Source organism: Citrobacter sp. Cy070 (assembly GCF_030332245.1).
In the GTDB taxonomy this organism is placed as follows: domain Bacteria; phylum Pseudomonadota; class Gammaproteobacteria; order Enterobacterales; family Enterobacteriaceae; genus Citrobacter; species Citrobacter youngae.
Genome location: NZ_JAOWIG010000088.1, coordinates 131,846 through 153,887, shown reverse-complemented (window position 1 = coordinate 153,887; position 22,042 = coordinate 131,846). Strand labels below are relative to the sequence as shown.

Sequence of the window (22,042 nt, the reverse complement as noted above, 5' to 3'; positions counted from 1 at the left end):
GACCTCCCGCCTGTCAAAATCGTTTTAATTAGCATAATGGTATTGGTCAACCTGCAGGTTATTCCACAACACAATTAGTGCCACCACATAATGCCTTGCGTCGTAACCGCCGCGACCACAACATAGCGCAGCGCTTTGCCAAGACATAAAAAAAAGAGAACTGGGCCCCACGAGATGCGCATCCATCCCGCTAACAAGCACAGTAAATCACCCACAACCGGCATCCAGCTTAATAATAGTGTGACAGCGCCATAGCGCCTCAGCCAGCCAGTGGCTTTTTCTTGCCAGCGCGATGTTTTACGCAACGGAAAGAAACGCCCAAGGATAACGTTAGTTAACCCTCCAAGGCTATTACCCATTGTTGCTGTTAAAACTAAGACCCAGGGATGACTCGCTCCAGAAACCAGTAAGGCAACTAAAACAACTTCAGAATTTCCAGGTAATAGCGTGGCGCTGAGAAAGCTGCTGGCAAACAGCGAGAGGAGCGACAGTCCATCACTCACAATAACCGGACATCCACGGCGTCCATTCCTGCGGCACGCGCCGCCTGAAGTCCAAAATCGGCATCTTCAAACACGACGCAACGCGCCGGTTCAACGCCCATACGTTCAGCACAGAGCAAAAACGTATCAGGAGCCGGTTTGTGGCGTTGTACGTGATCGGCCGCCACCACGGCATCAAAATAACGACGCAGCCCAAGGTGAGTAAGCAGCGCTTCTGCAATCGCGCTTTCACTCCCCGTTCCTACCGCCATAGGCCGACGACCATGCCAGGCTTTCACGACGTCAACCAACGGCAGAGGCTGGACGCTATCCAGCAACATGCTTCTCACCTTGTCGGTTTTTTCACGCGCTAAGGCATGGGGGTCGAGATCGGCATGATTCAATTCAATTACCGACTGGGCAATACGCCACGTTGGGGAGCCGTTGAGGGCGACCATGGCTTGTTCATCAAAACGCAGCCCATAATGTCCCAATACCTCATGCCACGCCTTACGGTGCGTTGGCTCAGTATCCAGGATGGTGCCATCCATATCAAAAATCAAACCCGCATAACGTTCGTACATCGTCTTCTCACAAGCCGAATGACCAGACGTTATTTTATCGTAATTGATTGATTTTGTCGCTGACAGCGAATGAAGGGGTGTTCAGAGAGTATGTGGAAATGATTCAGAGGGGGGAGATGGTGCATCCGGGAGGATTCGAACCTCCGACCGCTCGGTTCGTAGCCGAGTACTCTATCCAGCTGAGCTACGGATGCATCGGGAATTGCTGATTACTACTGATACTGCGAAGAAGATGGTGCATCCGGGAGGATTCGAACCTCCGACCGCTCGGTTCGTAGCCGAGTACTCTATCCAGCTGAGCTACGGATGCATCGGGAATTGCTGATTACTACTGATACTGCGAAGAAGATGGTGCATCCGGGAGGATTCGAACCTCCGACCGCTCGGTTCGTAGCCGAGTACTCTATCCAGCTGAGCTACGGATGCATCAGGAAAACTTACTTACTGCAGATTTGATATCGCTGCTAAAGTGATATCGATTTCCGTAACAACGCTAATGCGTTATTGCAGATAAGATGGTGCATCCGGGAGGATTCGAACCTCCGACCGCTCGGTTCGTAGCCGAGTACTCTATCCAGCTGAGCTACGGATGCAAATGGCGGTGAGGCGGGGATTCGAACCCCGGATGCAGCTTTTGACCGCATACTCCCTTAGCAGGGGAGCGCCTTCAGCCTCTCGGCCACCTCACCAACACGCCTCTTGCGAGTGCTTCGAAGAACTTGTTTCTGCTCATCGTCGCTGCGTGGCGCACATATTACTTTCTGGGACTTATAAGTCAAACAATTTTTCCAGAGCTTTTATCGTTTGCACATTTCACGCGCAATTAGTCTGCAAAAACGGCAAAAAGAGTGTTTTATCAACAGATAAATTGGCAATTTCCTGAAGCAGTGAACAAACGGAAACTTCGTAGGGAAAGGCATTACGCCCAGTGGAATCGAAAAAATGGGGAGGACGAAGAAGAACAGAGAAGAAAAAGGGTAACTCGATCAGGTTGCGCCTCACCAGACAGGTGAGACGCGAAAACCTTAGTAACTGGACTGCTGGGATTTTTCAGCCTGGATACGCTGGTAGATCTCTTCCCGATGGACAGAAACTTCTTTCGGGGCGTTGACGCCAATGCGCACCTGGTTGCCCTTCACCCCTAAAACTGTCACGGTGACCTCATCGCCTATCATGAGGGTCTCACCAACTCGACGAGTCAGAATCAGCATTCTTTGCTCCTTGAAAGATTAAAAGAGTCGGGTCTCTCTGTATCCCGGCATTATCCATCATATAACGCCAAAAAGTAAGCGATGACAAACACCTAAGTGTAAGCAGTCACGGCATCACATTCTGTTAAACCTAAGTTTAGCCGATATACACAACTTCAACCTGACTTTATCGTTGTCGATAGCGTTGACGCAAACGCTGCGGATTGAAGTCCGCAGCGTCGGCTTACGCTTATAATTTTTACAGTTTTGCGCTAACCCAGCCTTTCACACTGGCTAACGCTGCCGGCAGAGCCGCAGCATCCGTACCACCGGCTTGCGCCATGTCCGGACGACCACCACCCTTGCCGCCTACCTGCTGAGCGACCATCCCAATCAGTTCCCCTGCTTTCACGCGGTCTGTCACATCCTTAGACACGCCCGCAATCAGAGAAACCTTACCTTCAGCAACTGTTGCCAGTACGACAACAGTAGAACCCAGCTGATTTTTCAGATCATCAACCATGGTACGCAGCATTTTCGGTTCAACGTCCGCAAGCTCGCTGACCAACAGCTTCACGCCATTGATATCAACGGCTTTGCTGGAAAGGTTCGCACTTTCCTGCGCTGCGGCCTGTTCCTTCAATTGCTGCAATTCTTTTTCGAGCTGACGCGTACGTTCCAGTACGGAACGAACTTTGTCACCGATATTCTGGCTATCGCCTTTCAGCAACTGCGCAATATCGCTTAAGCGATCGCTTTCAGCATGCACGGTATTAAGAGCGCCTTCACCGGTCACGGCTTCGATACGACGAACGCCCGCAGCAGTACCAGACTCGGAGATAATACGGAACAGACCGATATCGCCCGTACGGCTGGCGTGAGTACCACCACACAGTTCGGTAGAGAAATCACCCATACTCAGTACACGCACGTGGTCATCGTATTTCTCACCAAACAGCGCCATTGCACCTTTGGCTTTCGCCGCCTCAAGATCCATGATGTTCGTTTCAATCGGCAGGTTGCGACGAATTTGCGCATTCACCAGATCTTCAACGGCACGGATTTCAGCAGGCTTCATCGCTTCGGTATGAGAGAAGTCGAAGCGCAGAATTTTATCGTTAACCAGCGAACCTTTCTGTGCCACGTGCGTGCCCAGAACCTGGCGCAGCGCCGCGTGCATCAGATGCGTTGCGGAGTGGTTCAGGCGAATACGCGCACGACGCGCTTCATCCACATCTGCCTGCACGGCATCGCCAACTTTCAGAGAGCCCGCAGACAGTTTGCCGATGTGACCAATCGCCTGACCATATTTCTGCGTGTCGCTAACGGCAAACGCGAAGCCCGCACCTTTCAGTTCGCCTTTATCGCCAACCTGACCACCAGATTCCGCATAGAACGGTGTCTGGTCAAGAACGACAACGGCATCCTGACCTGCGTTAATGGCGTCTACCGCTTTACCATCAACAAACAGCGCGGTGACTTTGCCGTTCAGTTCCAGGTGCTCGTAGCCTTTAAATTCAGAAGCACCATCAACGCGAATCATCGCATTGTAGTCTGCACCAAAGCCGCTGGCTTCACGTGCGCGACGGCGCTGTTCTTCCATTGCGGCTTCAAAGCCCGCTTCATCAACCTTAATGTTACGCTCGCGGCAAACGTCTGCCGTCAGGTCAACCGGGAAACCGTAGGTGTCATACAGACGGAATGCGGTTTCGCCGTCCAGCGTATCGCCGGACAGTTTTGCCAGTTCTTCATCCAGCAGCGCCAGGCCACGCTCCAGCGTACGCGCAAACTGCTCTTCTTCGGTTTTCAGAACCTGCTCAACCATAGACTGTTGACGCTTCAGCTCTTCGCCCGCGGAACCCATTACATCTACCAGCGGACCAACCAGCTTGTAGAAGAAGGTGTCCTTCGCGCCCAGCATGTTGCCATGACGAACTGCGCGACGAATGATACGGCGCAGCACATAGCCACGGTTTTCATTAGACGGAACAACGCCATCGGCAATCAGGAACGCACAGGAACGGATATGGTCGGCGATAACGCGCAGTGATTTATTGCTCAGATCGGTCGCGCCGGTGACTTTCGCCACGGACTCAATCAGTGAACGGAACAGGTCAATTTCATAGTTGGAGTTAACGTGTTGCAGCACGGCCGCAATACGCTCCAGACCCATACCGGTATCCACGGACGGTTTCGGCAGCGGTTCCATGGTGCCGTCAGCCTGACGGTTGAACTGCATGAAGACGATGTTCCAGATCTCAATGTAGCGATCGCCATCTTCTTCCGCGCTTCCCGGAGGGCCACCCCAAATATGGTCGCCGTGGTCGTAGAAAATTTCGGTGCACGGACCGCAAGGACCGGTATCACCCATCTGCCAGAAGTTGTCGGAAGCATAAGCCGCGCCTTTGTTATCACCGATACGGATGATACGTTCGCGCGGAATACCGACTTCTTTTTCCCAGATTTCATAGGCTTCATCGTCAGTTTCATAGACGGTGACCCACAGACGCTCTTTTGGCAGGGCAAACCAGTTTTCACCGGTCAACAGTTCCCATGCGTATTGAATGGCGTCGTGTTTGAAGTAATCGCCGAAGCTGAAGTTGCCCAGCATTTCGAAAAAGGTATGGTGACGTGCAGTGTAACCGACGTTTTCCAGGTCGTTGTGCTTACCGCCCGCACGTACGCAACGCTGCGAGGTGGTTGCGCGGGAATAATTACGCTTGTCGAGGCCAAGGAAAACATCCTTGAACTGGTTCATCCCGGCGTTGGTAAACAACAAAGTAGGGTCATTGTTTGGTACCAGGGAGCTGCTGGCAACTACCTGATGTCCTTTACTATGGAAAAAATCGAGAAACGCCTGACGGATCTCAGCGGTGCTCTTGCTCATAATTATCCTGAAGAAATCAAGCTAACGAAATGTCATTACCAGCATCGGCACGTAAACTGCGCCTCTGGCAATCGAAAAGTGGGAATAAGATAAGTTTTCTTTACTGGGAAGTAAAATCCCGTATGCGCTCAATCGTCAAAATTTCGCCATATTGCCTGAATATCTTCCATCAGATAGCCGCGATAGAGCAAAAAACGCTGGACCTTTACCTTATCTGAAAATTCCACAGGTAAAGGTTCACCGTACTTCCGGACGGCCTGCTCGCGCGCAAGCACTGCCCAGTCAATTTCACACTCGCGCATAGCACGCTCAATGGACTCACGCGCGATCCCTTTCTGATTTAATTCCTGACGCACGCGGGCAGGTCCGTAGCCCTTACGACTGCGGCTGGCGATAAACTGCTGAACGAAGCGGTCATCATCCAGATAGCGACTTTCAATACACCAGGCGATGACCTTGTCGTAATCCTCCGGCGTAGCATCAATGTCTTCCGGTCCATTTTTTCCCATCACCGGAGCGGCCAGCTTGCGCCGCAGTTCCTGCTCACTGTGGTCGCGCATCGCAAGTATTCGCACGGCGCGGTCAAGTAATCGGGAGTAAGCAGAGCGGCGGGAAGTTGAATCTGTCATAGTGAGCCTTCAGAAATGAAAAAGGGCTGCATGATATGCAGCCCTTTACTATATACGATTCAAAACATGCGATTCAAAACAGGTTATCAGAAATCTTCGTTCGTTTCTTTTACGTCTTCACCACTGTCATCAACGGAGAAATCAGGCGTTGAATCCTGGTTATTGAGCAGTAACTCACGTAATTTCTTCTCAATTTCTTTCGCGGTTGCCGGGTTTTCTTTCAGCCAGTTGGTTGCGTTCGCTTTACCCTGACCGATTTTCTCACCGTTGTAGCTGTACCATGCACCCGCTTTTTCAATCAGCTTCTCTTTCACGCCCAGGTCAACCAGTTCGCCGTAGAAGTTGATGCCTTCACCGTAAAGAATCTGGAATTCAGCCTGTTTAAACGGCGCTGCAATTTTGTTTTTCACGACCTTAACGCGGGTTTCGCTACCTACCACGTTGTCGCCTTCTTTCACCGCGCCAATACGACGGATATCCAGACGAACAGACGCATAGAATTTCAGGGCGTTGCCACCGGTGGTGGTTTCCGGGTTACCGAACATAACGCCAATCTTCATACGGATCTGGTTGATGAAAATCAGCAGCGTGTTGGACTGCTTCAGGTTACCGGCCAGTTTACGCATTGCCTGGCTCATCATACGTGCCGCAAGGCCCATATGAGAGTCACCGATCTCACCTTCGATTTCAGCCTTCGGCGTCAATGCGGCAACGGAGTCGACCACGATAACGTCAACCGCGCCGGAACGCGCCAGCGCATCACAGATTTCCAGCGCTTGCTCACCGGTATCCGGCTGAGAACACAGCAGGTTATCGATATCAACGCCAAGCTTACGGGCATAAACAGGGTCCAGCGCGTGTTCCGCATCGATGAACGCACAGGTTTTACCTTCGCGCTGTGCGGCGGCAATAACCTGCAGTGTCAGCGTTGTTTTACCGGAGGATTCAGGCCCGTAGATTTCGACGATACGGCCCATTGGCAAACCGCCCGCGCCCAATGCGATATCCAGAGAAAGCGAACCGGTGGAGATGGTTTCCACGTCCATGGAACGGTCTTCACCGAGGCGCATGATGGAGCCTTTACCGAATTGCTTTTCGATCTGACCCAGCGCTGCCGCCAACGCTTTCTGTTTGTTTTCGTCGATAGCCATTAATTACTCCTGTCATGCCGCTTTCGGGTTAAACCGCGAAACGTGATAGATAATGTTCTGTTGAGGCAATTATACTGTATGCTCATACAGTATCAAGTGTTTTGTAGAAATTGTTGCCACAGGGTTTGTAACGCGTAGACAGTCGCCTGTCGACGTACCGCATCGCGATCGCCGATAAAGCATTCCCGGCGGGTAATCCCCTCGCCGCTTGCGCTGGCAAAGGCAAACCATACCGTCCCCACGGGCTTGTCTTCACTACCGCCATCGGGTCCTGCGATACCGCTAATCGAGACGGCGAAGTCTGCACGGGCGGCTTTTAGCGCGCCAATCGCCATTTCAACGACCACCGGTTCACTCACCGCGCCATGCTGGGTCAGCGTCTCTTCGCGCACGCCAATCATCTGCGCTTTGGCTTCATTGCTGTAGGTCACAAACCCGCGTTCAAACCAGGCGGAGCTTCCGGCAATATCCGTAATCGCTTTGGCTACCCAGCCGCCGGTACAGGATTCCGCCGTCGTCACTGTTGCCCCGCGCGCTTTCAGCGCCAGGCCAACCTGCTCGCTTAACTGCATCAGTTCACTGTCGGTCATTTCAGCCTCTGTCAGTTAAAAAATATGCCGGACAAGATAGCACTTTCATAACCAATATGGGGATGGGGAGAACGTTTTACGAGGAGGATTCCAAAAATTGCTCCGTTGCACAAATAAGATCTGCCAGATGGGGATGTCAGGGCATCTTCTCCGGCCTACAAGAGATATCCTCCGGTAGGCCGGGGGAGCGATTACTGCACGCGCGCCAGCGCCACCGCCTGACCCAATTGCCACACGGCCATCGCGTAGTGGGTACTGTGGTTGTAGCGGGTGATGGTGTAGAAGTTCGGCAACCCATACCAGTACTGGTAGCCGGTACCGATATCCAGGCGCAGCAGGCTGGCCTGCTGATGATTCCCCAACGACTGCTGCGGCGTCAGACCTTCGGCGGCAAGCTGAGAAATGCTGTACTGCGTTTTAAAGCCGTTAGCCAGCCCAGGCGCCTGACCATTTGCCGGAACCGCGACCGTATCGCCTTTCACCCAGCCGTGACCTTTGAAATAGTTCGCCACGCTACCGATGGCATCAACCGGATCCCACAGGTTAATGTGCCCATCGCCATTGAAATCAACGGCATATTGTTTATAGGAAGACGGCATAAATTGGCCGTAGCCCATTGCCCCCGCGAAAGAACCTTTCAAATCGAGCGGATCGTCGCTTTCATCTCGCGCCATCAGCAGGAAGGTTTCCAGTTCGCCAGAGAAGTATTCCGCACGACGAGGATAGTTAAACGACAGCGTCGCCAGCGCATCCAGAATCCGCGTTTTACCCATCACGCGGCCCCAGCGAGTTTCTACGCCAATAATACCAACGATAATTTCCGGCGGTACGCCGTATACCTGCCACGCGCGGTTCAGCGCATCTTCGTATTGATTCCAGAACGCCACGCCGTTTTGCACGTTGTCAGGTGTGATGAACTGTTTACGATACCGCAGCCATGCGCCGTTAGGTCCGGCTGGCGGTTGCGTCGTCGGCGCCTGGCGGTCCATCAAACGCAATACCGAGTCCAGACGCTTGGCCTGCGACAGGATCTCCTGCAATTGCTGGCGGTCAAAGCCGTGCTTGTTCACCATTTTCTCGATGAACTGCTGTGCATTCGGATTATTGGCGAAGTCGCCGCTTGTTTGCATGACGTTGTGCTGCGGCTCAAGCAGGAAGCCGCCGGATGGCGTACCCGTAGTCGTTTGAGTCTCTGAAGGTTTGGGTTTGCTGCTACAGGCAGCAAGCAGTACGAAAAGGGGGAGTAACGCTACATAACGACGCTTGAACATGAGACATCCATTAAACAAATTCAGCCTGGGGGAAGTATGGTAAAGCATCCTCCGTCATACAAGGAAGCGGTAGTCGCTCACCTTCACAGAATTTACATCCCCTTTCATCTCTGAGCCGCACATTTGCGAGCACTCACGCAATAACTTTCAAATTAAAATATTTACCTTTCATTTTGAGATCAAAATAACACTTTTAAATCTTTCGATCTGATTAAAATTAGTTACCGTTTGGCAAGGTAACTAAAATCCCTACAGGAGAGAATAATGATCGACACCATCACACTCGGTGCGGAGTGGTTTATCGGGCTGTTCCAGAAAGGCGGAGAGGTCTTTACCGGCATGGTGACCGGTATTCTTCCACTGCTGATTAGCCTGCTGGTCATCATGAATGCGCTGATTAACTTTATTGGCCAGCAGCGTATTGAACGTTTTGCCCAGCGCTGCGCCGGAAACCCATTGTCCCGCTACCTGCTGCTGCCGTGCATCGGCACATTCGTTTTTTGTAACCCCATGACGCTGAGCCTGGGCCGTTTTATGCCAGAGAGATATAAGCCCAGCTATTACGCAGCAGCGTCCTATAGCTGCCACTCAATGAACGGCTTGTTCCCACACATTAACCCCGGAGAGTTGTTTGTCTATCTGGGGATTGCCAGCGGTTTGACGACGCTGGGCCTCCCGCTCGGCCCGCTCGCGGTGAGCTATTTGCTGGTCGGTCTGGTGACCAACTTCTTCCGTGGCTGGGTGACCGATTTCACCACCGCCATCTTTGAGAAAAAAATGGGCATTCAACTTGAGCAGAAAGTGCATCTGGCGGGAGCAACATCATGACGCGTATTCGTATTGAAAAAGGCACCGGTGGTTGGGGTGGTCCGCTTGAACTGGAAGCAACGCCCGGGAAGAAAATTGTCTATATCACTGCCGGAACGCGCCCGGCGATTGTCGACAAGCTGGCGAACCTGACCGGCTGGCAGGCCGTTGATGGCTTCAAAGAAGGTGAACCACCAGAGAATGAAATCGGTGTAGCGATCATCGACTGCGGCGGCACACTGCGCTGCGGGATCTATCCAAAACGTCGTATCCCGACGGTGAATATTCACGCGACCGGGAAATCCGGCCCTCTGGCACAATACATTATTGAAGATATCTATGTCTCTGGCGTGAAAGAAGAAAATATCACCGTTGTCGGTGAAGCATCCGCTACCCCAACGCCTGTAAACAGCACTATCGGTCGCGATTACGACACCAGCAAAAAAATCACTGAACAGAGCGATGGCCTGCTGGCAAAAGTTGGCATGGGCATGGGCTCCGCCGTCGCGGTGCTGTTCCAGGCCGGGCGCGACACGATTGATACTGTGCTGAAAACCATTCTGCCGTTTATGGCGTTTGTCTCGGCACTGATTGGCATCATTATGGCTTCCGGTTTGGGTGACTGGATAGCCCATGGACTCGCACCGTTAGCCAGCCATCCGCTGGGGCTGGTGACCCTGGCGCTGATTTGTTCTTTCCCGCTGCTGTCGCCTTTCCTCGGCCCCGGTGCGGTTATCGCCCAGGTTATCGGCGTTTTGATCGGCGTACAGATTGGTTTGGGGAATATTCCCCCTCATCTGGCGCTACCTGCCCTGTTCGCCATTAACGCTCAGGCTGCATGCGACTTTATTCCTGTCGGGCTGTCGCTGGCCGAAGCGCGTCAGGACACGGTTCGCGTCGGCGTGCCATCCGTTCTGGTGAGTCGTTTTCTCACCGGCGCGCCTACCGTTCTCATCGCCTGGTTTGTTTCCGGCTTTATTTACCAATAAGAGGCACTCAAAAATGACCGTGATTTATCAGACCACCATCACCCGTATCGGCCAGAGCGCCCCGGATGCACTCAGCGACCAGATGTTGATTACCTTTCGTGAAGGCGCGCCAGCGGATATCGAGGAGTTTTGCTTCATTCATTGCCACGGCGAGCTGAACGGTTCGTTGCAAGCCGGGATCCAGTTTGAACTGGGCCAGCATCACTACCCGGTCACCGCCGTTGGCAGCGTAGCGGAACAAAATTTACGTGAACTAGGGCATATCACCCTGCGTTTTGACGGACTAAGCGAAGCGGAATTCCCCGGCACCGTACACGTTGCAGGCCCCGTACCGGACGGTATCGCGCCGGGCTGTATTTTGAAGTTTGTTGCTTAAGATTGAAGGAGATAAAGATGAATCAGGTTGCCGTTGTCATTGGTGGAGGCCAGACCCTTGGGGCATTCCTTTGCCGTGGGCTTGCGACAGAAGGATACCGCGTCGCGGTGGTGGATATTCAAAGCGATAAAGCCGCCAACGTGGCGCAAGAAATTAACGCCGAGTTTGGCGATGGCACCGCCTACGGTTTTGGCGCAGATGCCACCAGCGAACAGAGCGTGCTGGCGCTATCACGCGGAGTGGATGAAATATTTGGCCGTGTCGATCTGCTGGTTTACAGCGCCGGTATCGCTAAAGCCGCATTTATTAGCGATTTTCAGCTTGGGGATTTCGACCGCTCGCTGCAGGTGAATCTGGTCGGCTACTTCCTCTGCGCACGTGAGTTCTCACGCCTGATGATCCGCGATGGCGTTCAGGGGCGCATTATCCAGATCAACTCCAAATCAGGGAAAGTGGGCAGTAAACACAACTCTGGCTATAGCGCGGCAAAATTTGGCGGCGTGGGCTTAACCCAGTCGCTGGCGCTGGATCTGGCGGAATACGGAATCACCGTGCATTCATTGATGCTCGGCAACCTGCTGAAATCACCGATGTTCCAGTCGTTACTACCGCAATATGCGACCAAGCTTGGCCTTAAGCCAGACGAAGTTGAGCAGTACTACATTGATAAGGTTCCACTCAAACGCGGCTGCGATTATCAGGACGTGCTGAACATGCTGCTGTTTTACGCCAGTCCAAAAGCCTCTTACTGCACCGGGCAGTCCATCAACGTGACCGGCGGTCAGGTGATGTTTTAATGTTGAATTGCCGGATGGCGGCTACGCTTATCCGGCAAAATCAAAGGAGTACATTATGGTTTCCGCACTGATTACCGTCGCCGCTATCGCCTGGTGCCTGCAACTGGCGCTCGGTGGCTGGCAAATATCCCGCTTTAATCGGGCTTTCGATAAGCTCTGCCAACGGGGTCGGGTTGGCGTGGGGCGCTCCGGCGGACGTTTTAAACCCCGCGTGGTGATCGCCATTGCGTTAGATGAGCAGCAGCGGGTTACCGATACGTTATTTATGAAAGGTCTTACGGTATTCGCCAGACCCGGCAAAATTGCCACAATAATGGGCAAACATCTTGATGAATTACAGCCTGATGTGATCTTTCCCCATGATCCGCTATCGCAGAATGCACTATCATTAGCGCTTAAACTGAAACATGGGTAATTTCGTTGTGAATGCTAATAGCTTGCGAAATTATCATTTTGCAACCTATAGTCAGGGTAATCACGCCTATGAAACCTCGTCAGCGTCAGGCTGCCATACTGGAGCACCTGCAAAAGCAGGGAAAATGCTCGGTTGAAGAACTGGCCCACTACTTTGACACCACCGGCACGACCATTCGCAAAGACCTGGTCATTCTGGAAAATGCCGGCACCGTCATTCGTACCTATGGCGGCGTGGTATTAAATAAAGACGAATCCGACCCGCCAATCGATCACAAAACGCTAATCAACACGCATAAAAAAGAGCGGATTGCCGAAGCCGCCGTCCGTTTTATTCACGATGGCGACTCGATTATTCTGGATGCGGGCAGCACCGTACTGCAGATGGTGCCGATGCTCACGCGCTTTAGCAACATCACCGTTATGACCAACAGCCTGCACATTGTTAACGCCCTTTCGGAGCTGGACAACGAGCAAACCATCCTGATGCCCGGCGGGACCTTTCGCAAAAAATCTGCGTCATTTCACGGTCAACTGGCAGAAAACGCCTTTGAGCAGTTCAGCTTTGATAAACTCTTCATGGGAACCGACGGCATTGACCTCAATGCCGGCGTGACCACTTTTAATGAGGTGTTTAGCGTCAGTAAAGCGATGTGTAATGCCGCTCGCGAAGTGATTCTGATGGCTGACTCGTCAAAATTTGGGCGCAAAAGCCCTAATGTTGTATGCAGTCTGGAAAGCGTCGACAAGCTGATTACCGATGCGGGTATCGACCCGGCGTTTCGTCAGGCGCTGGAAGCAAAAGGGATTGAAGTAATCATAACCGGAGAAACCAATGAGTGATGCACTACTGAACGCGAGCCGTCAGACGTTAATGCTGGAGCTACAGGAAGCCAGCCGACTGCCAGAACGACTGGGCGATGATTTTGTCCGCGCTGCCAATACTATCATCCACTGTGAAGGCAAAGTGATTGTTTCCGGGATTGGCAAATCCGGCCATATTGGCAAAAAAATCGCGGCAACCCTCGCCAGCACCGGCACACCCGCCTTTTTTGTGCATCCGGCAGAAGCGCTGCACGGCGACTTAGGCATGATTGAAAGCCGTGATGTCATGCTGTTTATCTCCTACTCCGGCGGAGCGAAAGAGTTGGATCTCATCATTCCACGCCTGGAAGACAAATCTGTCACCCTGCTGGCAATGACCGGAAAACCGACCTCACCGTTGGGCCTGGCCGCCAAAGCCGTGCTGGATATTTCCGTTGAGCGCGAAGCCTGTCCGATGCGCCTGGCGCCGACCTCCAGCACCGTTAACACGCTGATGATGGGCGACGCGCTGGCCATCGCCGTGATGCAGGCGCGCGGCTTTAACGAAGAAGATTTCGCCCGCTCGCATCCGGCGGGTGCGCTGGGCGCTCGTCTGTTAAATAAAGTGCATCATCTGATGCGTCGTGACGATGCCATCCCGCAGGTGAAGCTTACCACCAGCGTCATGGACGCGATGCTGGAACTTAGCCGTACGGGTCTTGGCCTGGTGGCAGTCTGCGACGACGCCTCGCTGGTGAAAGGCGTCTTTACCGACGGCGACCTGCGCCGCTGGCTGGTTGGCGGTGGAGCGCTCACCACTCAGGTTAGCGAGGCGATGACCCACAATGGCGTTACGCTGCAGGCACAGAGCCGCGCGATTGACGCCAAAGAGATCCTGATGAAGCGCAAAATCACCGCCGCACCGGTGGTCGATGAAAACGGTAAACTCACCGGTGCTATCAACCTGCAGGATTTCTATCAGGCCGGTATTATCTAATCCTTCAACCCCAGACGCTTCGCCAGCCGGTGCAGGTTGGCGACGTCTGTTTCCAGCGTCCGCGCACTTGCCGCCCAACTGTGGTTATTTTGCGCCAGCGCCCGGCGGATCATCTCTCGCTGGAATGACTCCGTTGCCTCACGCAGATTATGCTGCTGCGGGATCTCTGCAACAACTTCCGCCGCCGGTGTTACTGGCGCTTCATCCTGCAGGGCAAAATGCTGCGCCTCCAGCACCACTTCATCCCCTGCCCTGGTGGCTCTTGCCAGAACGACCGCGCGGTGAATGGCATGTTCCAGTTCACGCACGTTCCCGGGCCAGGCGTAGCTCAACAGATGACTACGCGCACCGGGGCTTAACACCACGCGGGACAGTCCCAGCCGCAGCCGACATTGCTCGCAAAAATAGCCTGCCAGCAGCACCACGTCTTCGCCGCGTTCACGAAGAGGCGGTACCGAAAGGGGAAAGACGCTCAGCCGGTGGAACAAATCCGCACGGAAATTCCCGGCCAACACCTCTTCGCGTAAATCACGGTTCGTCGCCGCCAGTACGCGCACATCCACGCGCAAGCTGCGATCGTCACCCACGCGCTGAATATCGCCGTACTGCAATACGCGCAGCAGCTTAGCCTGTAGCGCCAGCGAGAGTTCACCTATCTCGTCGAGAAATAGCGTCCCATTGTCGGCCATTTCAAACTTACCGCTACGATTGCTGATAGCCCCGGTAAACGCGCCTTTTACGTGACCAAACAGTTCGCTTTCCGCTACGCTTTCCGGCAACGCCGCGCAGTTCAGATACACCAGTGGATTCACCGCGCGCGGCGAACCTTCATGGATAGCTTTAGCCACCAGCTCCTTCCCGGTCCCTGTTTCGCCGCTAATCAGTACGTTGAGATCGGACCCAGCCACAATCTCAATCTCTTTTTTCAACTGCATCATATTGGGCGACAGGCCAATCATCTGGGTTTCCGTCACCTGCTCAAAGTTGGTTGACGAACCTGGCAGCATATTCTGGCTTTCCAGCTGTTCAATCAGCAGCGCATTGCTCAATGCGCCAGCCGCCAGCGCGGCAATCAGCCTAAGCTCCTCATCGCTGAAAACATCGAACTGATCCGGCTCCATGCCATCCAGGGTTAACGCACCAATCAAATTTTGACCGGCGAACAACGGCAGCCCAATACAGGCATGCACCTTCAGACTCTCCTGCCCCGGAATCAGACCATCATACGGGTCGGGCAAATCGCTGTCGGCAGGGAAACGAACTACGTCTCCGGCGCGGGCAATCGCCTCCAGACGCGGATGCCCTTCCAGCGTAAAGCGTCTGCCGAGAACATCCTGCGCCAGCCCATCGATCGCCAGCGGAATAAACTGTCGCGACTCGTAGCGCAGCAGTGCCGACGCGTCGCACTCCAGCACCTGACGCAAGGTGGTTATCAGTCGTTGAAAACGGTCCTGATGCCCAATACCGCTTTGTAATTCAATGGCGATGCCCGCCAGCACGTCTACGGAAAAGCTCATGGCTACCTCATTGTCATTTTGACAATTCATATTGTCATATTGACAATAAAACATATAGTCATTTTGACTACCACCTTATAGGTGGTAAAACAACTAATCCTTTAAAATCAAACAAATAAAAAGTTGGCACGCAACCTGCAATTAGCAAAACATCTTTTTTGAAAAACGCTGAATTAATTGAGGTTGTTATGTCTATTCTGGTTAAAAATAACATTCATTGGGTTGGCCAACGTGACTGGGAAGTGCGTGATTTCCACGGAACTGAATACAAAACGCTGCGCGGCAGCAGCTACAACAGCTATCTCATCCGTGAAGAAAAAAATGTCCTGATTGATACCGTAGACCACAAGTTTAGCCGTGAATTCGTGCAGAACCTGCGCAGTGAAATTGACCTCGCGGATATCGACTACATCATCATTAACCACGCTGAAGAAGACCACGCCGGGGCGCTGACCGAGCTGATGTCCTGCATCCCGGACACGCCGATTTACTGCACCGCCAACGCCATTGACTCTATCAACGGGCACCACCATCACCCGGAATGGAACTTTAACGTAGTGAAAACCGGTGATTCGCTGGACATTGGTAACGGCAAGCAGCTGATCTTCGTTGAAACGCCGATGCTGCACTGGCCGGACAGTATGATGACCTACATGACCGGCGATGCGGTGCTGTTCAGTAACGACGCCTTCGGTCAGCACTACTGCGACGAACGTCTGTTTAACGACGAAGTTGACCAGACTGAACTGTTCGAACAGTGCCAGCGTTACTACGCCAATATCCTGACGCCATTCAGCCGTCTGGTTACACCGAAAATTACTGAGATCCTCGGCTTCAACCTGCCGGTCGATATGATTGCCACTTCCCATGGCGTGGTATGGCGCGACAACCCGACACAAATCGTTGAGCTGTACCTGAAATGGGCGGCGGATTATCAGGAAGACCGCATCACCATTTTCTACGACACTATGTCCAACAACACCCGCATGATGGCGGACGCGATTGCCCAGGGCATCAACGAAGTTGACCCGAATGTAGCGGTGAAAATCTTTAACGTCGCCCGTAGCGACAAAAACGAAGTTCTGACCAACGTCTTCCGCTCTAAAGGCGTGCTGGTCGGGACTTCCACAATGAACAACGTGATGATGCCGAAAATCGCCGGTCTGGTGGAAGAGATGACCGGCCTGCGTTTTCGTAACAAGCGTGCCAGCGCCTTTGGTTCACACGGCTGGAGCGGCGGTGCGGTAGACCGTTTGTCCACGCGTTTGCAGGATGCGGGCTTTGAAATGTCCCTGAGCCTGAAGGCCAAATGGCGTCCTGACCTCGATGCGCTGGAACTGTGCCGCCAGCACGGCCGTGAAATCGCGCGTCAGTGGGAGCTGGCTCCATTGCCGGAAACAACCGTGAAAGCCGTCGCCCAGGAAGAAGCCTGTGCCTGTGCCGCTGCGGCTGCCGCCGATCTTGGTCCCAGCATGCAGTGCAGCGTGTGCCAGTGGATTTACGATCCAGCAAAAGGTGAACCGCTGCAGGACGTTGCACCGGGTACGCCGTGGAGCGACGTGCCGGATAATTTCCTGTGCCCGGAATGTTCACTAGGTAAAGACGTCTTCGACGTACTGGCAACGGAGGCAAAATGAGTCACGGCATTGTCATCATTGGTTCGGGCTTTGCCGCCCGCCAGTTAGTCAAAAATATCCGTAAACAGGATGCGGCTGTTCCGCTGACCCTGATTGCCGCGGACAGCATGGATGAGTACAACAAGCCCGATCTCAGCCACGTTATCAGTCAGTCACAGCGTGCAGACGACCTCACCCGCCAGTCGGCGGGGGAGTTTGCCGAACAGTTTAATTTGCGCCTGTTCCCACATACCTGGGTAACCGACATCGACGCCGATGCCCACGTAGTGAAAAGTCAGGACAAGCAGTGGCAGTACGAAAAACTGGTGCTGGCAACGGGGGCTTCAGCCTTTGTACCTCCGGTTAGTGGGCGTGAGTTAATGCTTACATTGAACAGCCAACAAGAGTACCGCGCCTGTGAAACGCAGCTGCGTGACGCCCGGCGGGTACTGATTGTTGGCGGTGGCCTGATTGGTAGCGAACTGGCGATGGATTTCTGTCGTGCAGGTAAAGCGGTGACGCTTATCGACAACGCCGCCAGCATTCTGGCCTCGCTGATGCCGCCGGAAGTCAGTAGTCGCTTACAGCATCATCTGACCGATATGGGTGTCCATCTGCTGCTGAAATCACAGCTTCAGAGTCTGGAGAAAACCAGTACCGGTATTCGCGCCACGCTCGATCGTAGCCGCAACGTCGAAGTCGATGCGGTGATTGCCGCCACCGGCCTGCGCCCGGAAACCGCACTGGCGCGTCGCGCCGGATTGAACATCAATCGTGGCGTCTGCGTCGACAGCTACCTGCAGACCAGCCACCCGGACATTTATGCCCTCGGCGACTGTGCGGAAATTAACGGTCAGGTCCTGCCGTTCCTGCAGCCGATTCAGCTGAGCGCCATGTATCTGGCGAAAAACCTGCTCGGCGGCAATGCGCCATTGAAACTGCCAGCCATGCTGGTAAAAGTCAAAACACCAGAACTGCCTTTGCATTTGGCCGGGGAAACTCAGCGCCGCGATCTGAATTGGCACATCGCCGCCGAAGCACAGGGGATGGTCGCCAGAGGGATGAACGACGAAGGCCAGCTGTGTGCGTTTGTCGTCAGTGAAGACCGCATGAAAGAGGCCTTTGCGCTGCTGAAAACGTTGCCCGTGTAAGTCCAGAGAACCGTTGCTTGATTTATTAACCTCACGCACATGGATGTGCGTTGCCACTTGTCAGTATGCCCCGGCATGTTTTTCTTGCCCCGCCAGTCCCGTAATGCCAGTCAGTTAAGCATTATTGAGAACATGTAATTCCGGCTCAGGGTTCCGTTCACCTCAGCAATGTCATTTCTCTGAGGCTCGGAAACCCGTGAACGTGTAAGGGAGGCTCACCGCCGCCTCCCTTACATCCCAGGCTCCCGGCGGGAAAATCGTCGCTGCGCGATTCATTCGTCTTATGCCGTCTGCCTGTCGGGTCGGGGCCGAGCCTGCGTCCCTGCAGGCCATCCCCTCTGCCCGCATCCCTGCGGGCAGACCCGGTCAGCCGTCAACGCCTCATCGATTTTCAGCCGGACCAGGGTCATCACTTCAACGCTCTGACTTCCAGCTCAATATGTTTTGCTGTTTAAACAAAAAACGCAGATGGTCAGGTGTGGGCTGGTCCGGCTGAAAATTGCCGACGTGTTTTCGTAAGGCCGGGAGAGCCAGCATGGATGCTGGCTCAGGGCGCGTTTTGCAGGGACGCTACCTCGCGCCCGACCCGGTAGCCTGAAGGAATAAGCGGAGGGAACCACGAAGTGGCAATTTTCCCGCCGGGAGCCGGGATTGTTAAGGGTACGGCGATAGTACCCTTAACACGTTCACGGGGACTATCATTTCAGATATGTGAAAAATTTAAGGTGAACGTAGCAATGCGACGGAGGCAACAGATTCATTACCTCCGGTTCGTTAACTGATAAGCATTACGCCAGTCTCGGGGCTTTTTTATTTTTGCGTCAACACCCGCGCCGCGGCAATCACGCCCTGCCCCAATGACAACCCGCCGTCGCCCGCCGGTAAACGCTGTGGGAACAGTAAGGTAAAATCACGCAGATAAAACGCCAGCCGGGATGACAATAAGCGGTTATGCATCACGCCGCCGCTGAAGACTAACGTTTTAATTCCGCGCGTTTCGGCCTGCTCACGCATCAGTGTGGCAAACCCACGCGCCAGCGCGTCGTGAAATGCCCACGCTCTTTCAGCAGGGGCGGTCTGCCAGGTTAGCCATTGCTGCCAAAAAATCGCTAAGTCCAGTTGATTGCCATTAAGCGGCACCGTAACAGGGTGATCAACGCCTGCACACTGCGATGCCAGCGCCTCCAGCGCGCAGGCAGCCTCACCTTCATAACTCAACGATTCCGGTGCACAATGCAACGCGGCGGCAACCGCATCAAACAAGCGCCCGCACGACGATGCCAGTGGGGCATTGATTCCCCGCTCGATGGCGCGCGCCAGTACGTTCCAGTTTTGATGTTGCAGCGCCGATGTTTCCGGATAACGCTGCCAGTCAGGAACAAAACGCAGGCACTGCGCGAGCAGATTGCGCCATGGCTGTTTTGCCGCTAAATCGCCGCCCGCCAGCGCTACCGCCGGTAAGCCACCAAGGTGTTCGCATTCACGGTAGTTGACCCGCAGACATTCGCCGCCCCACAGCTCGCCATTTTCCCCCATGCCGATGCCGTCCAGCGTCAGAGCAATCACATCGCCGCCATCGAGCGGCCAGCCGTGCTCGGCAAGACATGCAGCGGCATGAGCATGGTGATGCAGTACCGTTTCGGTTGGCAGATTCATCTCGCTGGCCCACTGGCTGGAAACATAGCCAGGGTGCGCATCATGCACGATACGCTGCGGCGTAAAGTCATAAATGTTCTGGATCAGACGTAACGCATCACGCCACTGCTGCTGAATGCCGTCATCACTGAGATCGCCTAAATGCTGGCTGATAACCGCCTGTTCGCCGCGCACCAGGCAGAAAGTATTTTTCAGATCCGCGCCTAAGCACAACATCGGCGGCACGTCACGAAACCCCGGCGGCAGTGCTATCGCATCCGGCACGTAACCCCGGGAGCGGCGCAGTATTTCCCCACTGTCACGCACCACGGAGTCATCCATGCGCTGCATAATTTCACGGTTATGCAGCAGAAAACCATCAGCAATCTCACTTAAATCTTCCAGCGCCTGCGCATTGGTAATAGCAGGTGGCCTGCCGCTAAGATTGCCGGAGGTCATTACCAGCGGACAATTCATCTCTTGTAAGAGCAAATGCTGCAACGGATTCGCGGGCAGCATGACGCCCACTTCCGTTAACCCTGGCGCAATGCCTTCGCTCAATGCAGCGACATAGCGTTTCTGCACCAGCACGATCGGCGCGGCAGGGGTTGTCAGCAAATGACGTGCGGGTTCAGGTAATCCGTCATCAGCAGGCAGCATTACCGCCAGCGGTTTCGCCGGACGGTGTTTACGCAGCCTGAGCAGTGCGACGGCGTCATCATTGCGCGCATCGCACACCAGATGAAAGCCACCAATGCCTTTCACGGCCACAATGCCGCCCGCTTTCAGCTGTGCCACCGCCGCCTGCAGGGCGTCTTCTTTTTCAGCCCGCACGTCAGTACTGATCCATTCCAGATGCGGGCCGCATGCCGGACAAGCAACAGGCTGGGCATGGAAGCGACGGTCATACGGGTCACGATACTCTTTGTCGCATTGCGCACAGAGTGGGAACGACGCCATCACGGTCAACGGACGGTCATACGGCATGGCGCGGATAATGGTAAAACGTGGGCCGCAGTGGGTGCAGTTGATAAAGGGATAACGATAGCGGCGTTCGCCGGGAGTGTTCATTTCAATCAGACATTCGGGGCAGGTCGCGGCGTCCGGAACGATCTGCGTATTCATCGAACCGCCAGCGCTTTGACGAATCGAGAAATCGGCAGGCTGCTGCGTCCAGACGAACGGTTCGCTCTCAACGCTGTCAATGCGCGCCAGCGGTGGGCAGTGTTGATGTAACTGCGCAATAAACTCCGCCGGATCTTCCTGCAAGCGCACAACCACACCGTCACCGTCGTTACACACGTCGCCATGCAGTTGTAACCGCTGCGCCAGTTGCCAGACGTAGGGGCGAAATCCGACGCCCTGTACTTTGCCGCGAATACGCAACTGTACGCCGGAGTGGTTGTTTATTGTCATGATAAATTCCCGCGGTATTGTATCCCTGAAATATCCGTTTGCCGGATGGCGGCTTCGCCTTATCCGGCATGTATTTTACGCGGATTTTCAGATATCAGAACAGCAAAGATGCGGTGGAATCCAGCGCCGCGCGACGGCGTTTTTCAGCGCTCAGTTGCTCAAGCTTGTTGCGATCCACATAAATCAGCGCGTGAGTCGGGCAGACTTCCATACAGGCAGGACCGGCCTCACGGTGGTGGCACAGGTCGCACTTATTGGCTTCGGCTTTTTCTGCACGGACGTTCAGACCCGCGCCGCTGTTACGCACAACCGGACGCACGACCACTTCCATTGCGCCGTAAGGACAAGCCACAACGCAAGTTTTACAGCCAATGCAGCGTTCCTGCATTACGTGAACAAAACCTTTATCACGGCTGATCGCACCGTTCGGGCAGACGTTAGCGCACGGCGCGTCTTCACACTGGCGGCACAGCGTCGCCGTGGAGACATTAACGCCTTTGATGACGTGAATGCGGGGTAAAAAAGTTTCAGGGGTCAGCGATGCGCAGTCCTGGTTATCCTGATGGGATACCACGCAGGCCACTTCACAGGTACGGCAACCAATGCATTTATTGGCGTCTGCAATGATGAAACGGTTCATCAATTTCTCCAGCAATGACAGAATATCTGCCGAAGCATTCACAAATCGTGCCAGATTTTAATTTACTGTTATTAAAGGATTTTTATTATAATGAATACA

Annotated in this window: 20 protein-coding genes and 5 tRNA genes; 9 read left to right on the top strand and 16 right to left on the bottom strand. The window is 54.0% G+C overall.

The genetic code is table 11. The features are described from left to right. Positions 1-74: 74 nt before the first annotated feature. From OGY19_RS19560 to mltB, 13 genes are all read right to left on the bottom strand, one after another. Entirely contained in the window at positions 75-503 is a 429-nt protein-coding gene (locus OGY19_RS19560; protein ID WP_042313100.1) for a YqaA family protein, read from the bottom strand. Further along, positions 500-1,066 carry a fructose-1-phosphate/6-phosphogluconate phosphatase gene (yqaB, locus tag OGY19_RS19555; RefSeq protein WP_048213012.1) on the bottom strand — a complete coding sequence of 189 codons (567 nt, stop codon included), beginning with the start codon at positions 1,064-1,066 and terminating at the stop codon, positions 500-502. Before yqaB ends, OGY19_RS19560 begins: the two co-directional genes overlap by 4 nt. Positions 1,067-1,183: 117 nt before the next feature. Further along, positions 1,184-1,260, bottom strand: a tRNA-Arg gene (locus OGY19_RS19550). 39 nt (positions 1,261-1,299) lie between these two features. Next, positions 1,300-1,376: transfer RNA gene (locus OGY19_RS19545), tRNA-Arg, on the bottom strand. Positions 1,377-1,415: 39 nt separating this feature from the next. Continuing rightward, positions 1,416-1,492, bottom strand: a tRNA-Arg gene (locus tag OGY19_RS19540). 90 nt (positions 1,493-1,582) lie between these two features. After that, positions 1,583-1,659, bottom strand: a tRNA-Arg gene (locus tag OGY19_RS19535). A gap of 3 nt (positions 1,660-1,662) precedes the next feature. Beyond that, positions 1,663-1,755 (bottom strand) — tRNA-Ser (locus tag OGY19_RS19530). 336 nt (positions 1,756-2,091) lie between these two features. Continuing rightward, positions 2,092-2,277 carry a carbon storage regulator CsrA gene (csrA, locus tag OGY19_RS19525; RefSeq protein ID WP_000906486.1) on the bottom strand — a complete coding sequence of 62 codons (186 nt, stop codon included), beginning with the start codon at positions 2,275-2,277 and terminating at the stop codon, positions 2,092-2,094. Between the two features lie 238 nt (positions 2,278-2,515). Then, on the bottom strand, positions 2,516-5,143 hold the full coding sequence (alaS, locus tag OGY19_RS19520; protein ID WP_048213013.1) for an alanine--tRNA ligase: 2,628 nt from the start codon (positions 5,141-5,143) through the stop codon (positions 2,516-2,518). Between the two features lie 128 nt (positions 5,144-5,271). Further along, on the bottom strand, positions 5,272-5,772 hold the full coding sequence (recX, locus tag OGY19_RS19515; RefSeq protein WP_101741666.1) for a recombination regulator RecX: 501 nt from the start codon (positions 5,770-5,772) through the stop codon (positions 5,272-5,274). Positions 5,773-5,858: 86 nt separating this feature from the next. Continuing rightward, the gene (recA, locus tag OGY19_RS19510) at positions 5,859-6,923 is read right to left on the bottom strand and encodes a recombinase RecA (protein WP_003037330.1); all 1,065 of its coding nucleotides are present in this window, start codon (positions 6,921-6,923) and stop codon (positions 5,859-5,861) included. Positions 6,924-7,015: 92 nt separating this feature from the next. Continuing rightward, positions 7,016-7,513, bottom strand: coding sequence for a nicotinamide-nucleotide amidase (pncC, locus tag OGY19_RS19505; protein ID WP_115601590.1), 498 nt, complete (start codon positions 7,511-7,513; stop codon positions 7,016-7,018). A gap of 191 nt (positions 7,514-7,704) precedes the next feature. After that, entirely contained in the window at positions 7,705-8,784 is a 1,080-nt protein-coding gene (mltB, locus tag OGY19_RS19500) for a lytic murein transglycosylase B (protein ID WP_115601589.1), read from the bottom strand. A 264-nt stretch (positions 8,785-9,048) separates the two neighbouring features. Here mltB and srlA point away from each other — a divergent pair, with 264 nt between their 5' ends. The 7 genes from srlA to gutQ all read left to right on the top strand — a co-directional run bounded on the left by srlA (position 9,049) and on the right by gutQ (position 13,968). Then, complete coding sequence (gene srlA, locus OGY19_RS19495) at positions 9,049-9,612, top strand: PTS glucitol/sorbitol transporter subunit IIC (protein ID WP_048213017.1); 564 nt, start codon at positions 9,049-9,051, stop codon at positions 9,610-9,612. Beyond that, positions 9,609-10,580: a PTS glucitol/sorbitol transporter subunit IIB gene (srlE, locus tag OGY19_RS19490; protein WP_061068450.1), complete on the top strand. Its 972-nt coding sequence runs from the start codon at positions 9,609-9,611 to the stop codon at positions 10,578-10,580. The genes srlA and srlE overlap by 4 nt, the downstream gene beginning before the upstream one ends. Positions 10,581-10,593: 13 nt before the next feature. Then, on the top strand, positions 10,594-10,956 hold the full coding sequence (gene srlB / locus OGY19_RS19485) for a PTS glucitol/sorbitol transporter subunit IIA (protein ID WP_048213019.1): 363 nt from the start codon (positions 10,594-10,596) through the stop codon (positions 10,954-10,956). A 17-nt stretch (positions 10,957-10,973) separates the two neighbouring features. Further along, complete coding sequence (gene srlD, locus OGY19_RS19480; protein WP_005130555.1) at positions 10,974-11,753, top strand: sorbitol-6-phosphate dehydrogenase; 780 nt, start codon at positions 10,974-10,976, stop codon at positions 11,751-11,753. A gap of 55 nt (positions 11,754-11,808) precedes the next feature. Further along, positions 11,809-12,168 (top strand): transcriptional regulator GutM, encoded by a 360-nt coding sequence (gutM, locus tag OGY19_RS19475; RefSeq protein WP_048213020.1) that lies wholly within the window; start codon positions 11,809-11,811, stop codon positions 12,166-12,168. Positions 12,169-12,236: 68 nt separating this feature from the next. Continuing rightward, positions 12,237-13,010 carry a glucitol operon DNA-binding transcriptional repressor SrlR gene (srlR, locus tag OGY19_RS19470; RefSeq protein WP_048213021.1) on the top strand — a complete coding sequence of 258 codons (774 nt, stop codon included), beginning with the start codon at positions 12,237-12,239 and terminating at the stop codon, positions 13,008-13,010. After that, a complete protein-coding gene (gene gutQ / locus OGY19_RS19465) occupies positions 13,003-13,968 on the top strand; it encodes an arabinose-5-phosphate isomerase GutQ (RefSeq protein ID WP_115601588.1) in 966 nt (321 codons plus the stop codon). Before srlR ends, gutQ begins: the two co-directional genes overlap by 8 nt. Here the strand turns inward: gutQ and norR are convergent. Further along, complete coding sequence (gene norR / locus OGY19_RS19460; RefSeq protein ID WP_116361107.1) at positions 13,965-15,485, bottom strand: nitric oxide reductase transcriptional regulator NorR; 1,521 nt, start codon at positions 15,483-15,485, stop codon at positions 13,965-13,967. The two genes, gutQ and norR, sit on opposite strands and share 4 nt — an antisense overlap. Positions 15,486-15,673: 188 nt before the next feature. Here norR and norV point away from each other — a divergent pair, with 188 nt between their 5' ends. Both norV and norW read left to right on the top strand, forming a co-directional pair. After that, positions 15,674-17,122, top strand: coding sequence for an anaerobic nitric oxide reductase flavorubredoxin (norV, locus tag OGY19_RS19455; protein ID WP_115601586.1), 1,449 nt, complete (start codon positions 15,674-15,676; stop codon positions 17,120-17,122). After that, the gene (gene norW / locus OGY19_RS19450; RefSeq protein ID WP_115601585.1) at positions 17,119-18,252 is read left to right on the top strand and encodes an NADH:flavorubredoxin reductase NorW; all 1,134 of its coding nucleotides are present in this window, start codon (positions 17,119-17,121) and stop codon (positions 18,250-18,252) included. Before norV ends, norW begins: the two co-directional genes overlap by 4 nt. A gap of 810 nt (positions 18,253-19,062) precedes the next feature. Here the strand turns inward: norW and hypF are convergent. Both hypF and hydN read right to left on the bottom strand, forming a co-directional pair. Beyond that, positions 19,063-21,303: a carbamoyltransferase HypF gene (gene hypF / locus OGY19_RS19445; RefSeq protein WP_115601584.1), complete on the bottom strand. Its 2,241-nt coding sequence runs from the start codon at positions 21,301-21,303 to the stop codon at positions 19,063-19,065. A 94-nt stretch (positions 21,304-21,397) separates the two neighbouring features. Next, positions 21,398-21,943 carry an electron transport protein HydN gene (gene hydN, locus OGY19_RS19440; protein ID WP_003037366.1) on the bottom strand — a complete coding sequence of 182 codons (546 nt, stop codon included), beginning with the start codon at positions 21,941-21,943 and terminating at the stop codon, positions 21,398-21,400. Positions 21,944-22,042 lie beyond the last annotated feature (99 nt).